Source organism: Campylobacter sp. BCW_6873, assembly GCF_001762365.1.
Taxonomy (GTDB): domain Bacteria; phylum Campylobacterota; class Campylobacteria; order Campylobacterales; family Campylobacteraceae; genus Campylobacter_D; species Campylobacter_D jejuni.
This window is the reverse complement of the sequence record NZ_MJWS01000065.1, coordinates 338,375-353,694: the sequence shown is the minus strand read 5'-3', so window position 1 is coordinate 353,694 and position 15,320 is coordinate 338,375. Positions and strand designations below refer to the sequence as shown.

The 15,320-nt window shown below is 30.0% G+C and carries 13 protein-coding genes; 2 read left to right on the top strand and 11 right to left on the bottom strand.

Annotation, left to right across the window (positions count from 1 at the left end; translation table 11 throughout):
* Positions 1 to 123 precede the first annotated feature (123 nt).
* From AJ932_RS05640 to secA, 3 genes are read right to left on the bottom strand one after another with little or no spacing between them, the layout of a single operon-like run.
* Positions 124 to 909 (bottom strand): amino acid ABC transporter permease, encoded by a 786-nt coding sequence (locus tag AJ932_RS05640; RefSeq protein WP_053872395.1) that lies wholly within the window; start codon positions 907 to 909, stop codon positions 124 to 126.
* 22 nt (positions 910 to 931) lie between these two features.
* Positions 932 to 2,137 (bottom strand): ABC transporter permease, encoded by a 1,206-nt coding sequence (locus AJ932_RS05635; protein WP_070210846.1) that lies wholly within the window; start codon positions 2,135 to 2,137, stop codon positions 932 to 934.
* On the bottom strand, positions 2,134 to 4,722 hold the full coding sequence (gene secA / locus AJ932_RS05630) for a preprotein translocase subunit SecA (RefSeq protein WP_070210845.1): 2,589 nt from the start codon (positions 4,720 to 4,722) through the stop codon (positions 2,134 to 2,136). Before secA ends, AJ932_RS05635 begins: the two co-directional genes overlap by 4 nt.
* Positions 4,723 to 4,822: 100 nt before the next feature.
* On the opposite strand from secA, the gene lolA reads away from it, so the two are divergent.
* Positions 4,823 to 5,332 carry a LolA-like outer membrane lipoprotein chaperone gene (gene lolA, locus AJ932_RS05625; RefSeq protein WP_002871477.1) on the top strand — a complete coding sequence of 170 codons (510 nt, stop codon included), beginning with the start codon at positions 4,823 to 4,825 and terminating at the stop codon, positions 5,330 to 5,332.
* Here lolA and AJ932_RS05620 read toward each other — a convergent pair.
* Positions 5,329 to 6,063: a hypothetical protein gene (locus AJ932_RS05620; protein WP_070278030.1), complete on the bottom strand. Its 735-nt coding sequence runs from the start codon at positions 6,061 to 6,063 to the stop codon at positions 5,329 to 5,331. The two genes, lolA and AJ932_RS05620, sit on opposite strands and share 4 nt — an antisense overlap.
* A 9-nt stretch (positions 6,064 to 6,072) precedes the next feature.
* The gene (gene pif1 / locus AJ932_RS05615) at positions 6,073 to 7,416 is read right to left on the bottom strand and encodes an ATP-dependent DNA helicase Pif1 (RefSeq protein WP_070278032.1); all 1,344 of its coding nucleotides are present in this window, start codon (positions 7,414 to 7,416) and stop codon (positions 6,073 to 6,075) included.
* A gap of 48 nt (positions 7,417 to 7,464) precedes the next feature.
* Here pif1 and AJ932_RS05610 point away from each other — a divergent pair, with 48 nt between their 5' ends.
* Positions 7,465 to 8,811: an SH3 domain-containing C40 family peptidase gene (locus AJ932_RS05610; protein WP_044779486.1), complete on the top strand. Its 1,347-nt coding sequence runs from the start codon at positions 7,465 to 7,467 to the stop codon at positions 8,809 to 8,811.
* Between the two features lie 11 nt (positions 8,812 to 8,822).
* Here the strand turns inward: AJ932_RS05610 and AJ932_RS05605 are convergent, their stop codons facing one another.
* The 6 genes from AJ932_RS05605 to purH form a co-directional block, all read right to left on the bottom strand.
* Complete coding sequence (locus tag AJ932_RS05605) at positions 8,823 to 9,695, bottom strand: N-carbamoylputrescine amidohydrolase (protein WP_070278034.1); 873 nt, start codon at positions 9,693 to 9,695, stop codon at positions 8,823 to 8,825.
* Positions 9,692 to 10,579 (bottom strand): cation diffusion facilitator family transporter, encoded by an 888-nt coding sequence (locus tag AJ932_RS05600; RefSeq protein ID WP_002877955.1) that lies wholly within the window; start codon positions 10,577 to 10,579, stop codon positions 9,692 to 9,694. Before AJ932_RS05600 ends, AJ932_RS05605 begins: the two co-directional genes overlap by 4 nt.
* Positions 10,576 to 11,553 carry an agmatine deiminase family protein gene (locus tag AJ932_RS05595; RefSeq protein ID WP_070278036.1) on the bottom strand — a complete coding sequence of 326 codons (978 nt, stop codon included), beginning with the start codon at positions 11,551 to 11,553 and terminating at the stop codon, positions 10,576 to 10,578. The genes AJ932_RS05600 and AJ932_RS05595 overlap by 4 nt, the downstream gene beginning before the upstream one ends.
* Before the next feature lie 98 nt (positions 11,554 to 11,651).
* Positions 11,652 to 12,086 (bottom strand): META domain-containing protein, encoded by a 435-nt coding sequence (locus AJ932_RS05590; RefSeq protein WP_002861701.1) that lies wholly within the window; start codon positions 12,084 to 12,086, stop codon positions 11,652 to 11,654.
* A 9-nt stretch (positions 12,087 to 12,095) separates the two neighbouring features.
* Positions 12,096 to 13,688 carry a methyl-accepting chemotaxis protein gene (locus AJ932_RS05585; protein ID WP_070278037.1) on the bottom strand — a complete coding sequence of 531 codons (1,593 nt, stop codon included), beginning with the start codon at positions 13,686 to 13,688 and terminating at the stop codon, positions 12,096 to 12,098.
* A gap of 98 nt (positions 13,689 to 13,786) precedes the next feature.
* A complete protein-coding gene (gene purH, locus AJ932_RS05580; protein ID WP_070278039.1) occupies positions 13,787 to 15,319 on the bottom strand; it encodes a bifunctional phosphoribosylaminoimidazolecarboxamide formyltransferase/IMP cyclohydrolase in 1,533 nt (510 codons plus the stop codon).
* Position 15,320: the final 1 nt, after the last annotated feature.

Genomic DNA, 15,320 nt, shown 5'->3' with positions numbered 1-15,320 from the left:
GGATTCGAACCAACGGCCCCCTCCTTAAAAGGGAGATGCTCTACCGGCTGAGCTAACGAGACACTTTCTGAAATAAAAATGTGATTATGCCAAAATTAGCTCTATTTGTCAAGCTTTTTTAAATCATTTTTGGCATTTTCTCTCCAAATAACGAGAAAATATACTTATAGGTAAAGTCAAAACAAGATATGTAATAGCCAAAATTACATAAGCTTCAAGAGTAGCAAAAGTATAAGAATTTATCTCTTGTGCACTTTGGGTTAATTCATTTACAGCAATAACGCTTAATAAGGAACTATCTTTAATTAAATTTGCAAATTGTCCACTCAGAGGTGCTAAAATATTTTTTAAAGCTTGGGGAAAAATTACATACGCAAAAACCTGCATCTCTTTTAACCCTAAAGCCCTAGCGCTCTCAAGCTGAGATATAGAAATACTTAAAATTCCAGCTCTAAATATTTCAGCTAAGTAAGCAGCAGAAAAACATGATAAAATAATAACTCCAGCCACATATCGATTATCAAGTCCTAAATTATTTGCAACGATATAATATATCAATAATACCTGCACTAGTAAAGGGGTTCCTCTGATAAGCTCTATGTAAAATGTAGATAAAAATCTTAAAAAAACAATTGAACTTAAAGAAAAAGCACAAAAAACTCCACCCAAAATTATACTCAGTAATAAAGAAAAAAAACTGATTATTAAAGTATTTAAAAAACCTTGAAGAAATTTTTCTTTATAGGTCGCAATTGCACTAAAATCAAAATGATAAGCACTTATACTAAAACTACAATAACAAAACAATATTAAAAATAAAATCAAAAGAATTAAATTAGTGATTATTTTTGACTTTGATAGAGGTTTTAAAGGTTTAAAATTCTTATTTTTTTGGATAAACAAAGACAATAAAAATCTCCAAAATTACAATTTATTCATTTCTTAAAGTATCTAAAATGTTAATTTGAGTTGCTTTTTTTGCAGGATAAAAAGACGATAAAGCTATGATTATTAAAGCACCTATAATGGTTAAAGAAAAATCCATTAAAGACAAATCAAGTGGTAATTTACTGGTTCCATAAACATCAGCAGGTAAAGTTACAATATCAAAATTTCCTAAAAGCCATAAAGCAAAAAATGCAAGCATCACACCCACTATCATACCGCCGCCGCCAATAAGCATGCCTAAGGCAAAAAAACTCTTTTTTACCTCATTTTTGCTTGCACCTAGGGCAAGTAAAAGTGCTATTTCACTGCGACGATTCATTACTATCATCAATAAAGAACTTACTATATTTAAACTTGCAACCAAAATAATAAGCATCAACACTATAAAAAGCGCTCTTTTCTCAAGCTCTAAGGCTGAAAAGAAATTTTTATTTTGTTCCCACCAACCTACTACAGCATAATCGTCTTTTAAATAAGATTTAATTTTTTCAACATCCTTAAAAGCATTATCACTATATACATGAACTCCATCATAATTTGGATTTTTAGGCATTCCAAGTACCTTTTTCAATGCATCAACATCTGTGTACATATAAGCTTTATCATAAAATGCAAGCCCTGAAGTAAAACGCGCTTTAACATCAAAACGTTTAGTTTGCGGTACTAAAGAAAATCCACTAGGATTAAGATTTGAAAAAATAAGTGCAAGTTTGTCATTTTTATGCAAACCAAATTCATCAATAAGTGCTGATCCTACAAGTATATCAAAACCACTTAAATTCTCATCCTTTAAAGCTTTAGCAACCACTTCGTTTATTTTTTTTTCATCATTAAAATTAACGCCAAAAAGCACACCACCTTCAAAACGATTATCTCCCTTTACAACAACTTGAGTGCTTATATAAGGGCTAAATAACAAATTTGGAAATGTTTTTCTTAACTCATCTATAAATTCATCATTTACAGGAGCGTAAAATTTAGGCAAAATAGTAATAGGATAATTCATCACAAAAAAGCGTTTTTCAAATTCTTTATCAAAACCATTCATAATTGCCATAGCTACAAGCAAAACGCAAAGTCCTACACAAACTCCCAAAAAGGCCAAAAGCATAGAAAGATTGATAAAGGGTTGTTCTTTATCAAATCTTAAATATTTAAAAAGTAAATATTTTAAAACGCTTTTATTCAAGCTAAAATTCCTTGCTTAGGACCACTTTTTCCATGGCATTCTTTAAATTTTTTTCCACTTCCGCAAGGACAAGGAGCATTGCGTGGAACTTTTTTAAACTCAGCTTCGCCAAGATTATCTTCGCTTGCGCCCATTTCTACTGAGCTTTGAAGTAGCTTTTCATTTTCTTCATTGGCTTTATTTTCTAAATTTTGTACCTCTTCTTGATTAAATTGCACACTAAAAAGTAGTTTAACACTATCAAATTTAATACGATTAACTAGCTCCAAGAAAAGATTATAACTTTCTTTCTTATATTCCACAAGAGGATCTTTTTGATTGTATCCGCGAAGTCCTATTCCTGTTTTTAAAATATCCATTTGATACAAATGCTCTCTCCAAGCATTATCCAAAACTTGCAAATATAAAATACGCTCTATATTACGCAATTCTTTAATCTCAAGTCTTGACATCTTTTCGTTATAAGAATTTTCAAGAATTTGACTTAGCTTATCTTGCATTTCAATGACGCTTAAATTTTCAAAATCTTTTTCACTAATCTGAGTTGAACACTCATATAAAATTTTTGCTTTCAAATTTTCAAAATTTACATTAGAACCGCTTTCATCAAGCATATAATCATTCATTACATTTGCGCTATATTCAGCGATATTTTGAGAAATTTTAGCTCTAATATCATAGTTTTCATCTAAAAGCTCATTACGATAACGATAAATAGTTTTTCTTTGTTCATTTGCTACATCATCGTATTCCAACAAATGCTTTCTGCTTTCAAAATGTAAGCTTTCTACTTTTTTTTGCGCATTTTCAACCGCTCTTGTAACGATTCTTGACTCTATGCTTTCGCCCTCTTCTATACCTAAGCGATCCATAATGCTTTTAATACGATCCCCGCCAAAAATTCTTAAAAGATTATCTTCTAAACTTAGATAAAAACGACTTATTCCAGGATCGCCCTGCCTTCCTGCACGACCACGAAGTTGATTATCAATACGGCGGCTTTCATGTCTTTCTGTACCTATGATATAAAGCCCACCCAAAGCCCTAATCTCATCATCGATTTTTATATCCACGCCACGACCTGCCATATTTGTAGCGATAGTTACGGCACCTTTTTTACCTGCATCTTGGATAATCAAAGCTTCTTGCTCGTGATTTTTAGCATTTAAAACATGATGAGGGATTTTCTCTTTTACAAGCATATTGTGAAAAACTTCACTGCGCTCTATACTTGCGGTTCCTACGAGCACAGGCTGACCTTTAGCATTGGCTTTTTTAATCTCTTCAATTACGGCTTTAAATTTTTCATTTTGAGTTTTATAGATAAGATCATCTTTATCTTGTCTTTTAATAGGAATATTTGTCGGTATAGAAATAACATCTAAACTATAAATTTGAGAAAATTCAGTCGCTTCTGTTTGTGCAGTTCCTGTCATACCTGCAAGTTTATTGTACATTCTAAAATAATTTTGAAAAGTAATATCTGCTAGTGTTTGGCTTTCTTCTTGAATTTTTACATTTTCTTTGGCTTCTAAAGCTTGATGCAATCCTTCGCTAAAACGACGTCCTTCACTTAAACGCCCTGTAAATTCATCAACGATGATAACTTCATTATTTCTTAAAACATAATGCACATCTTTTTCAAAAAGATTATGTGCCTTTAAAGCTTGATCAAGCTGATGTGCTAAGATAGCATTATCAAGACTGTATAAATTTTCTACACCAAAAAGTTTTTCAGCCTTAGCAATACCTGCTTCGGTAATCAAAACACTACGATTTTTCTCATCTACCACAAAATCACCCTCAGGTTTTGCAGGAGGTAAAACTGCTTCGCCTTTTTGCATTTGCTTAGCTACTTCATTGGCTTTAATATAACCATCTAAAGTGCGATTTGTAGGGCCGCTGATGATAAGCGGAGTTCTTGCCTCATCAATTAAAATACTATCTACTTCATCTACAATAACAAAATTATGCTCTCTTTGAACTTTTTCAACTTTTGAAAATTTCATATTATCACGCAAATAATCAAAACCAAACTCATTATTGGTTCCATAAGTAATATCACAATCATAAGCTTTTTTATGCTCTAAATCACTATTTTGAGAAGAAAGAATCACGCCTACGCTAAAACCTAAAAAATTATAAATCGCACTCATTTGCTCAGCATCTCTTTTAGCTAGATAATCATTCACTGTAACGACATGTACGCCTTTGCCACTCATGGCATTTAAAACTACAGGCAAGGTCGCTACAAGGGTTTTACCTTCTCCTGTTTTCATTTCTGCGATTTTTCCATCGTGCAAAACCATACCACCGATTAACTGCACATCAAAATGACGCATATTTAAAGTTCTCTTACCTGTCTCTCTGACTATAGCAAAAACATCATTTAAGATATCATTTTCGTTTTTTTCTCCACTTAAAATTTGCTCTTTAAATTTTGCAAATTCGGCTTTTAATTCATCATCGCTTAAATTTTGATATTTGCCTTCTAAAGCATTGATTTGTGCTACACGCTTGAAGTATTTTTTAACTTCACGATCATTTTTTGTTCCAAAAACGGCTTTTAAGGTATTTAAAAACATTTTTAAACCTTTATAAATTTTTCAAACTATCATTATAACGATTATTTAATTAAAATTAGCTAGAATGATATAAAAAATATAATTTTTTTAAGGAAAATAAATGAAAAAAACATTCTTGATATTTTTTATTTTTATAGGACAACTTTTTGCCCTTGATCTTAATTTTAATACCTTTTCAAGCGATTTTATCCAAATAGTAAAATCCAAAAACTCTACACTTTCTTATTCTGGACATTTTATACTGAGTAAAGATCAAGCATATTGGAGTTATGATACTCCTAGTAAAAAAGAGATTTATATTAACAAAAATCAAGTAACCATAATAGAGCACGATCTAGAGCAAGTTATTTTCTCTCATCTTGATAACATTCCAAATCTTAATGAAATTTTCAAAAAAGCAAGTCTTATAGATAAAGATAAACTTGTAGCAAAATATGATAATATAAATTATACAATTAAACTCAATCAAGAGCAAATTCAAAGCATATCCTATAAAGATGAATTTGAAAATGATGTTATAATCAATCTAAACAATCAAATTAAAAATCCAAAAATTAATTCCGATGTTTTTAAGGCAAAAATTCCGCAAAATTATGATATAGTTCGCTAATTTTGCGTTGTATTTTCATCAAGCTTTATATCATAACCTGTTTGTGGTAAATGATAAGGCTTGCTTGCGTTATTTTCTTTGAATATTTGTGGAGGATTGGCGATTAAATCTCTTTTAATTTTTTCTTCTATATCTGGAGTCATTTTAGGTGTATTTAAATTATCTATATTGATTTCTCCATTGTCATTTTTATTTTCTTCATCTGAATCTTTGAAAAGCTGTTCAACTTGCTTGGCTTCTAAATTTGGAACACTAGGAATTGAGATCTTTTCAACACTAGGAACTTGAGTTTTAGGAGCTTCTAAGTTTTCAAGTGCTTTTTTTACCTCGCTACCCATACCCTTCTCTTTAGCCTCAGTGCTTTCTAAAAAGCGTTTAAACTCCTCTAAATCAAATTTTTCCACTCCGCTTAAAGATATGATATATATATCATCTAATTTAATCTTATATTTCTTATCTAAAAATTTTTCTAAAGTTTTTTTAAAATTATTTTTTCCAATTTCTGTAAAAATATCTTCGTAAAAAAACCCTGAAATTACTGTATTTACAGCATCAATTAACTTATTTTCATTTTCTTTTAAATTATTCCCATCAAATTCCAAAGAAATTTCAACTTTTTTAAGAACATTTGTCCCACTTTTAGAATACAAATCTGTTCTTATGTTCTCTATTTCAAGATTTTGAGCATTTAAACTCAAAACCAAAAAAACACTTAAAAATATTTTTTTCATTTAATGCCTTTAAATGATTTGTTCTTGCATTTCAAGATCTAAAAAATTATATTTTTTATAAAATTCAATCACATTAGAATCTATTTTTAAAATATTAGCAAAATAAAATCCAAAATTTATCTTTTTTGTAGAATAAATTTTTAAAGTATTTGGGTTTGTAGCGCGAGAAAGAGCGACATAAAGCTGTCCATTTTCAAAAATATGATCAATATCACACACTAATTTTTCAATACTCATGCCTTGTGATTTGTGTATAGTAATAGCATAAGCTAACTTAATAGGAAACTGTGTAACACTTGCAAGAATATTAACAACAAAATCTTTACCTGATTGCTCAAGTTCTTCCATGAAAAAAGTATAAGGTTCAAGTAAAATTTTCATCCCATTACTTTTAATAATGCTAATATAAATTTTCTCCTCTTCATAAAGAATATCTTCTATAATGCCTTGCTCTCCATTATAATAATTCTTATCCCAATTATTTACACAAAAAATAATACGAGCGCCTATTTTAATATTTAATTCTTCCAATATATTTAAGCTTCTAATCCAAGAATCAAGTTCTTCATCTTTTATTCTCTTATCTTCTTTTTTAACCTGAGCCTTAAAGCATGCAAGCGGAGTCTCAAGTTTGCTTAATTTTTCTTGATTGATATTGTTTACTTTTTTATTGATACCACAAAGTAAAGTATAATCATCTTCTAAATTTTCTAATTCTTTATAATCAATTCGCAAAGATTCAATAAAGCTTAAAATTTTTTCATCTAAAAAACCTTGTCTAATCAAAGATAAATGGTTATAAAATTCCATATTTTGCGTTCTTTTAGGTTGAGAAAGTTTAACATTCTTAAAATTTAAATCTTGCCAAAAAAATGAAGAAAAAGCATAGTAAGAATGGTTAAATAAAGTTTCCTTTTTTTCTTTAACTACGGGAGGCAGTTGAAAAAAATCTCCAACAACTAAAATTTTTCCATTAAATTGAGAATTTTTAAGTCTAAAACCTATCATTTCAAAAACACTTGCACTAACCATGGAAATTTCATCGATAATAATAAGCTCAATCGTTTTTAAAAGTTCTTTAAGTTTTGTTAATTTTTCTTTTTGTTTTTGATTGCGATCCAATGCACTTAATTTCATCATATCATCACAATACCCTAAACAAAAAAAGCTGTGTAAAGTAACACCGCCTATATTAAACGCCGATAGAGCACTAGAACCAAGAGCTATGGCTAATTTTTTTTGTTTTCTATAAGATTTGATAAGCTCATTTGTCAAAAAGCTTTTACCAACTCCAGCACCACCACTTAAAAAAACATTATCATAAGCTAAAATTTTTTCTAGTTTATCAAGCATTATATTTCCTTGGCTTTAATTATAACTATTTTTTCTAAAAGGTTGATTATGAAATCTTGTTTATATTTTACTTTTATAGTGCTATTTTTAACAGCTTGTTCAACAAAAAATTTAACTTCACTTCATCGTGAAAATTTAGAACAAAAAAATGAAAATCAATATTATGCAAAACTTGAATACGAACAAAATGTAAGCATTTTGCCACAATTTGCTTACGATATTAATTTTGATGCAAAACGATATAAAAAATATTTCTTTAACCCTTGGCATGATTCATTTAAAAATTACAAAGGACAAAATATTTTTTGGTCCTTTCCTTTATATTTAAATTCAAAAAATACTTATTATTTTTTCAATAAACAAATTATTCCACTTTCATGGTTTAAAAATACTATAAATAACGCAAATATCCAAGAATTTGGCAAACTTAATCAAAAAGCTTTGATTATCCAAAATACAATCATTAAAAATCTTCCAACCCAAAGAGCTATCTTAAAAAATCCTTTTTTTGAAAATGAAGGAATTCCTTTCGACTATGCAAGTGATGGCATTTTAAATGCTGGAACTCCTGTCTTAATTTCACATTTCAGCAAAGATAAGCGTTATGCTTTTGTTTTAGGTGAAGCTGGGTTTGGATTTATTGAAAGTAAAAATTTGGAATTTTTCTCAAATGATAGAGCGAAAATCTATGAAAATCTTAACTTTATCACACCACTAAAAGAAAAATTTCCTATCTATAGCGAAGATGGTAAATTTTTCTTTGAAAGTAGAATTGGCGCTATCTATCCTTACTACAAAGAAGATAAAAACTATTTTTATGGAAAAATAGGCTCTAAAAAATATAAAATTTCTAAAAAAGATGTATCTAAATTTCCTTTACAATTCAATGATAAAAATTTAAAAAATCAACTTTCACAAGTTTTAAATTTACCTTATGGCTGGGGCGGTTATAATTTTGAAAGAGATTGTTCTTTACTAACTCGTGATATCTTTTCAGCTTTTGGACTTTATCTACCAAGAAATTCAGCTGCACAAAAAAATTCTTTTAATCATTTTGATATAAGCACTCTTAGCAATTCTCAAAAAAAAGATTTTTTAAACCGCTTTGGGAAGGCTTATCTTAGCTTACTTTATTTACCTGGACATATTATGCTTTATGCAGGACAAATTACAGATAATAATATTGCTATACATAATATATGGGGCTTAAGAAAAGATACAACCCAAAGACTTCTCATAAGTTCTAGTGTCATCACTTCTTTAGAAATAGGAAAAAATGAAATTTTAGAAGATAATTTGCTTTTATCAAGACTTAAAGAAATAAGTTTTATAAATTTAAACAAACAAGAAAAAGAGCAAATAAAAAGCTATCTTGAAAATATACAAAACAAATAAGATTTATCGATTTAATCAATAAATCTTTTAGTTAATTCTGCAAAATATTCTATGCGTCTATCTCGCAAAAAAGGCCACCAACGACGCACATTTTCACTTCTTTTTTTATCTATTTCTATGATTTTTACACATTCGTTTTGAGAATCTAAAAGACAAAGCTCTTCACCTTGAGGGCCAAAAACAAAAGAATTTCCCCAAAATCTAATGCCCTCTTCTACCCCACTTGCATCTTTTTCAAAACCTACTCTATTAATAGCTACTACATATAAACCATTAGCTATAGCATGTCCTTTTTGAACACCAAGCCAAGCATTGAGCTGTCTTTGTTTTTCTTCATCTTTATCCTTATCAAACCAACCAATTGCCGTGGGATAAATAAGAATCTCAGCTCCTTTTAAAGCCATAATTCTTGCTGCTTCAGGATACCACTGATCCCAACAAATAAGCACTCCAAGCTTGCCTAAACTTGTATTTATAGGTTCAAAACCCAAATCTCCAGGAGTAAAATAAAATTTTTCATAAAAACAAGGATCATCAGGTATGTGCATTTTGCGATATTTGCCTGCTATAGAACCATCTTTTTCAAAAACCACTGCAGTATTATGATAAAGTCCAGCACTTCGTTTTTCGAATAGTGAAGTAATAAGCACTATTTGATTTTTTCTAGCTATATTTGCCCAAAATTTCACATCTTTTTCATAATCATTAGCATAGTCAAAAAAATCCACATTTTCACTTTGACAAAAATACTCACTTTGATGAAGTTCTCCTAAACAAACAAGCTCAGCTCCTTGTTTAGAGGCTTCTTCTATAAATTCGCAAGTTTTTTTTATAGTTTGTTCTTTATTCGAATAAAATTTTTGTTGTATTAAAGCGATTTTCATTGTCTTTGCCTTTCTTGTTCTGCATCATCATAAGGATCTAAATGAATTTGTATATCCCATTTTTCATTTTCAAACATCTTACGCACACCTTCTTCTATTTCATCTGAAATTTTATGCGCATTTAAAAGCGAAATTATAGGGCAAAAAACCAAATGCACGCTTAAATAATTACAACTTGGAGTTTTACGCGTCTTTAATTCATGATAGGAAATTATTTCAGGATTATTAGAAATCAAAGTACAAATTTTATCCACTTGTTTCTTAGGTAAAGCCTCATCCATTAAAAAAGCTAAAGCTTTTTTAATGATTTTAAAAGCAGAAAATGCCGTATAAAGACTGATCACTATCCCAAAAATAGCATCAATAATATGTAAATTTGTAAAATAAATCAAAACCAAAGCTCCTAAAGTACAAGCATTGGTTAAGCAATCTGTTTTGTAATGCAAAGCATCACTTTCTATAATCAAACTTTTGGTTTTTTTAGCTACATAATTTAAAAAAAGTACAAGAAAAAAAGTCATAATTAAAGCAAAAATCATCACATAGATGCTTGAATTTAAATCTTTAATTTCTTCTTTATAATAAATCTTTAAAATACTCTCATAAAAAATAAAAATCCCCACGCCAACTATAAAAACACCTTCTAACAAACCCATTAAAGCTTCAATTTTAGAAAAACCAAAATTATAATTTTCATTCGCCTTTTGTGAGCTTTTTTTAAGAGCTAAAAAATTAAAAGCAGAAATAGCAAAATCCATTAAAGAATCAATCGCACTTGAAAGCACTGCAACAGAACCACTTGTTAAGCCTACTATAAATTTAACCAAGGCTAAAACAATAGCACATAAACTTGCTACAAGAGTTGCTTTTTTTTGCAAACTCATCTTAAACCTTTGAAACGATTTTGACAAGAACAATGCAAAGAACCGTTTTGTCGTAAAAACACTCTTGCATCTACTCCTATAATTTTATAATTGGGTAAAGCTTTAGAAAGTCTTTTAGCTATGATTTCATCATTTTTATCCTTGTAAAAAGGCACAATTAAAGCATTATTTACAAAAACAAAATTCGCATAAGTCGCCCCCAATCTTCTTCCTTTATAGTATAAAGGCTTAGGTATAGGAAGTTCTACTAAATCAAAGCCTGTTTTTTTAAGCTCTTCTTTCATTTTTTGCAAAGGCAAATAATGCTCATCCTCTTCATCTTCACAAACACAATGTGCTATGGTATTTTTATCTATAAATCTTGCTAAGGTATCGATATGATGATCTGTATCATCACCTTTTATGAAACCATTTTCTAACCAAATAATTTGCTTTAAACCAAAAATTTCTTTTAATTTTGTATCAATTTGAGTTTTGTTTAGATGAGAATTTCTATTTTCATTTAAAAGACAATGAGAGCTTGTAAGCATCACACCCTCTCCATTAAAGTCAATGCTTCCTCCTTCTAAAACAAAATCCACCTTTTTAAGCCCCTCTTTAAATTTTTCTTTAAAAAGCTTAGAATTTACAGCATTATCAAGCTCACTTTGAAATTTATTTCCCCAAGCATTAAAGGTAAAATCAAGAGCCTTTAAACGACCATTTTCTACTATATCTATAGCTCCAAAATCGCGTATCCAAGTATCATTGGTATCACATTTAAAAAACTCTACATTTTTTATATCTTTAAAATTTTCAAAATCACTCTGTTTAGGAGCTATAAGTAAAACTTTTTGAAATTCACTTACCACTTTTACAAATTCTTTATAACTTTGCAAAATTTTCTCTAAATATGGACTCCAATCGCTTTTTTCATGAGGTAAAGAAAGCATGAGGTATTCTTGCTCGCTCCATTCAGGAATTGATTTTATCATTTAACTACCTTTTTTGATAATAAAATTATAATTGTATCATTTTTTGGAATTTTGTCAAATTTAAGAAGATTGCCTCGATATTTCGAGGCTTTAGTGTATTATTTAAAAAAGATTTTCATTTCATCATTACTTAAAACAAGTTTTCCATTTTCATTTGAAATTTTAAAAGTTCCTTTGAAATTTGAAAGGAAAGAATTTTCAAAATCCATTACATCCATTGGGTGACAAAGCATTTGAGTTGAAGCTACGCGATCACCTTCGATTTGCAAAGTATCTGCCTTAGTTTGGTAAGAACCAAAAAAACGATTACATCCTGAATAACCATAAAATTTATTATTTTCAAAACTAATATTTGGACTTTCCTCTGCGTTTTTTGGATCAAAAGTTTTACCATTAACTATAATTTTTTCTATTTTGAAAAGCTGGTTCTGCACAAGTTCATTATTACCTTTAGAAGCAGATGAAGTAACAGAAGTACTAGCACAACCCGCAAAAAAAGTTGCAGCTAAAGCAATTTGAAGCGTTTTTTTCATTTTATTCCTTTAAATTTGAAATTGGTTAAGTTCGCTTTCGAGATTATGACACACTATTTTTAACTCATCTGCAACTTGAAGCAGAATTTTAGAAATTTCTTCATTCTTTTCACTTACTTCGACATTTTTTTGCATACGAGAAAGTAAATTTTGTATATTCTCTTGGGAAATTTTTATTTTTTCAGTACATTGAGTTACCAAAGCCCTAGCATCTTCGTTGCATAATTTAACCTCATTAGCATCATCAACCAATAAAGTGGTGTCATCATTTAAAGCTTGTATACTTTGAGCATTTTTCTTTAATTCTGCGCTAACCTCATTAATACTTTGCAAAAGCTCTTTTGTAATTTGAGCTACATTTCCCAAAAATTCTTCACTGTTCTGAGCCAACTGCCTAACATCCTCAGCAATTACAGAAAAACCTCGTCCAAATGCACCAGCCCTAGCTGCTTCTATGCCAGCATTTAGGGATAGTAAATTGGTTTTATCTGCAATCTCATCCATCATTTGAGTTGCTTTTTGTATATTACCTGCTTGATTAACCATGTTTTCAACTTTTTTAGCCAATTCATTTTCATTTTGAGATACTGTTGATACTTTATTAGCAACATTAAACAAAGATTTAAGCATTTGCTCTAATAATAAAAAGGATTTTTCATTGGCACTATTTGCCTTATTTGACAAACTAGCAAGTTCTCCAAGTTCATTGCCAACATTTGCACCAAGTTTAAAACTTTGATCTATTTGTTTATGACTTTGTGAACTGATATCACTTAAAGAAATAGCATTTGAATTTAAAAGATTGCTTTGTTTTTCTACATTTTTTGAATTATGACTTGCACCGCTAACTGCCTTGTGAGTTTTTTCGATAAATTGATTGATATATCCACAAGCTAAAGCAATTTCATCTTGACCTTTAACTGAAATACGAGCTTTTAAATTGCCACTTCCTTGAGCTAATTCTTTAGCATGATTTAAAAGCTCTAAAACAGGCTTTCCAACAACAACTTTAAGCATTAAAAGAACCACACAAAGGGTAAAAATCAAAGCAATAGTAAATATTATAATATAAGATTGACTGGTTTTACTTATATCTTTTTGAACACCTTCTAAAGAATGCGATATATCCATAACCCCTATCACGCTCCCTACATTAGCATTTGCATGACAAGCAACACAACTTTCATCTGCAATCAAAGGGCGTATCAATCTTAAATGCACAACACCATGTACATTTTCTTCTAAAGCTTGAATTTTAGGATTTGAAAATTGTTCTATAATACGCTTATCATTTGAAATTTGAGGGGCTTTCATCTCAAAAAGATCTATAGTATCTTTTGAAGGATAAATTTTAATATCACTAATACCCTCTATACTTTTTGCATCTTCAATGGCTTCTTTAATTTTTTCAGGATCTCCTAAATTCATAGCCATTCTCATTGTTTGAAAAACAGAAGTACTTACGGTATCTAAATTTGCCCTGCTCATTTTATTGGCAGTATTTTTAAAGTCCAAATTTAAAATCACTTGCATTACAATAAAACTTATAAGCAACACCACAAAAATTGCAGCAGAAACCTTAAATCCTATAGTTTTAAACATCATAGTTTCCTAAAAATAAAATTTTTCGGAAATATTTTACACATAATTTATTTAATTTTTATTGAATTATGTGTAAAAAACATAACATTCCATTAAACTTAATGTAAAAAATGTCTTACGCCTGTGAAATAAAGCGCCATACCATACTCATCAGCCGCCTTTACCACTTCATCATCTCTTATGCTTCCGCCTGGTTCTACTATAGCTTTAACCCCTACTTTACTTGCTTCATCTATGCTATCTCTAAAAGGAAAAAAGGCTTCACTTGCTAAAACGCAACCTTGCAAATCAAGTCCCATTTCTTTAGCTTTAGCGATTGCTGCCTTTGCTGCATCGATTCTACTTGTCATACCCATACCTATAGCCACCATAGCGCCATTTTTTACATAAACAACATTGTTTGATTTGGTAAATGCTGCTATTTTCATAGCGATTTCAAGATCTTTTAATTCTTCCTTACTTGCCTCTCTTTGACTCATAAGCTTTGCATTTTTAAGCTCATCTTCGCCTACTTCATCGCTGTTTTGATATACAAAACCCCCATCAATATGTTTAAAATCATATTTATCAAAACTGCGGATTAAAAACGGACTTTCTTGAGTGAAAATTTTAATGCGTTTTTTACCTTCAAACACAGTTAAAGCTTTTTCATCTACATTGGCTGCAATGATTACTTCTACATAAATTTCATTGATTTTATTTGCTAAAGCCTCATCAAGAGTTCCATTGATTGCAACCACTCCTCCATAAGCACTGACGCTATCGCATTTTAAAGCATATATATAGCTTTGTACTAAATTTTCTTTTATAGCAAAACCGCAAGGATTTCCATGTTTTACTATAGCAATAGCTGGAGCTTTATCGAAACTACTAGCCAAATTTAAAGCTGCGTTAATATCGGTTAGATTGTTAAAACTTGCTTCGCCTTTAAGGGCTTTGAAATTTGCGCTAAAAAAGACATCAAACTCGTATAAAGCCCCTTTTTGATGTGGATTTTCTCCATATTTTGCATCAAATACTTTTTGTCCTACTATAAATTTGCTCGCTCCAAAACCTCCGTTAAAGCGTTCATTCATATAATTTGCAATATAAGCATCGTAATTTGCTGTATGCTCATAAGCTTTTATCATCAAATTTAAACGAAAATTCTCATCATTTTGACCTTTTTTTAAAGTCTCAATCACTTTTTCATAATCAAGTGGATCGCAAAGCACTATCACATCTTTATAGTTCTTTGCTGCACTTCTTATCATCGCAGGTCCGCCTATGTCGATATTTTCTATAATTTCATCAAAATCATCGCTCATAATGGTAGTTTTTTTAAAAGGATATAAATTTACACAAACTAGATCAATGCCTAAAATTTCATTTTCTTTTGCTTGTTTGATATGATTTTCATCGCTTCTTTTATGCAAAATCCCACCGTGAATCTTAGGATGCAAAGTCTTCACACGCCCTTCAAAAAGCTCAGGACTTTTTGTAAAATCACTCACTTCTATAACTTTTATTCCATTTTCTTTTAAAAGCTTAAAAGTCCCGCCTGTTGAAAGAATCTCAAAGCCTAAATTTCCAAGCTCTTTGCCAAATTCTACTATGCCTTCTTTATCACTCACACTAAGTAATGCTCTCATT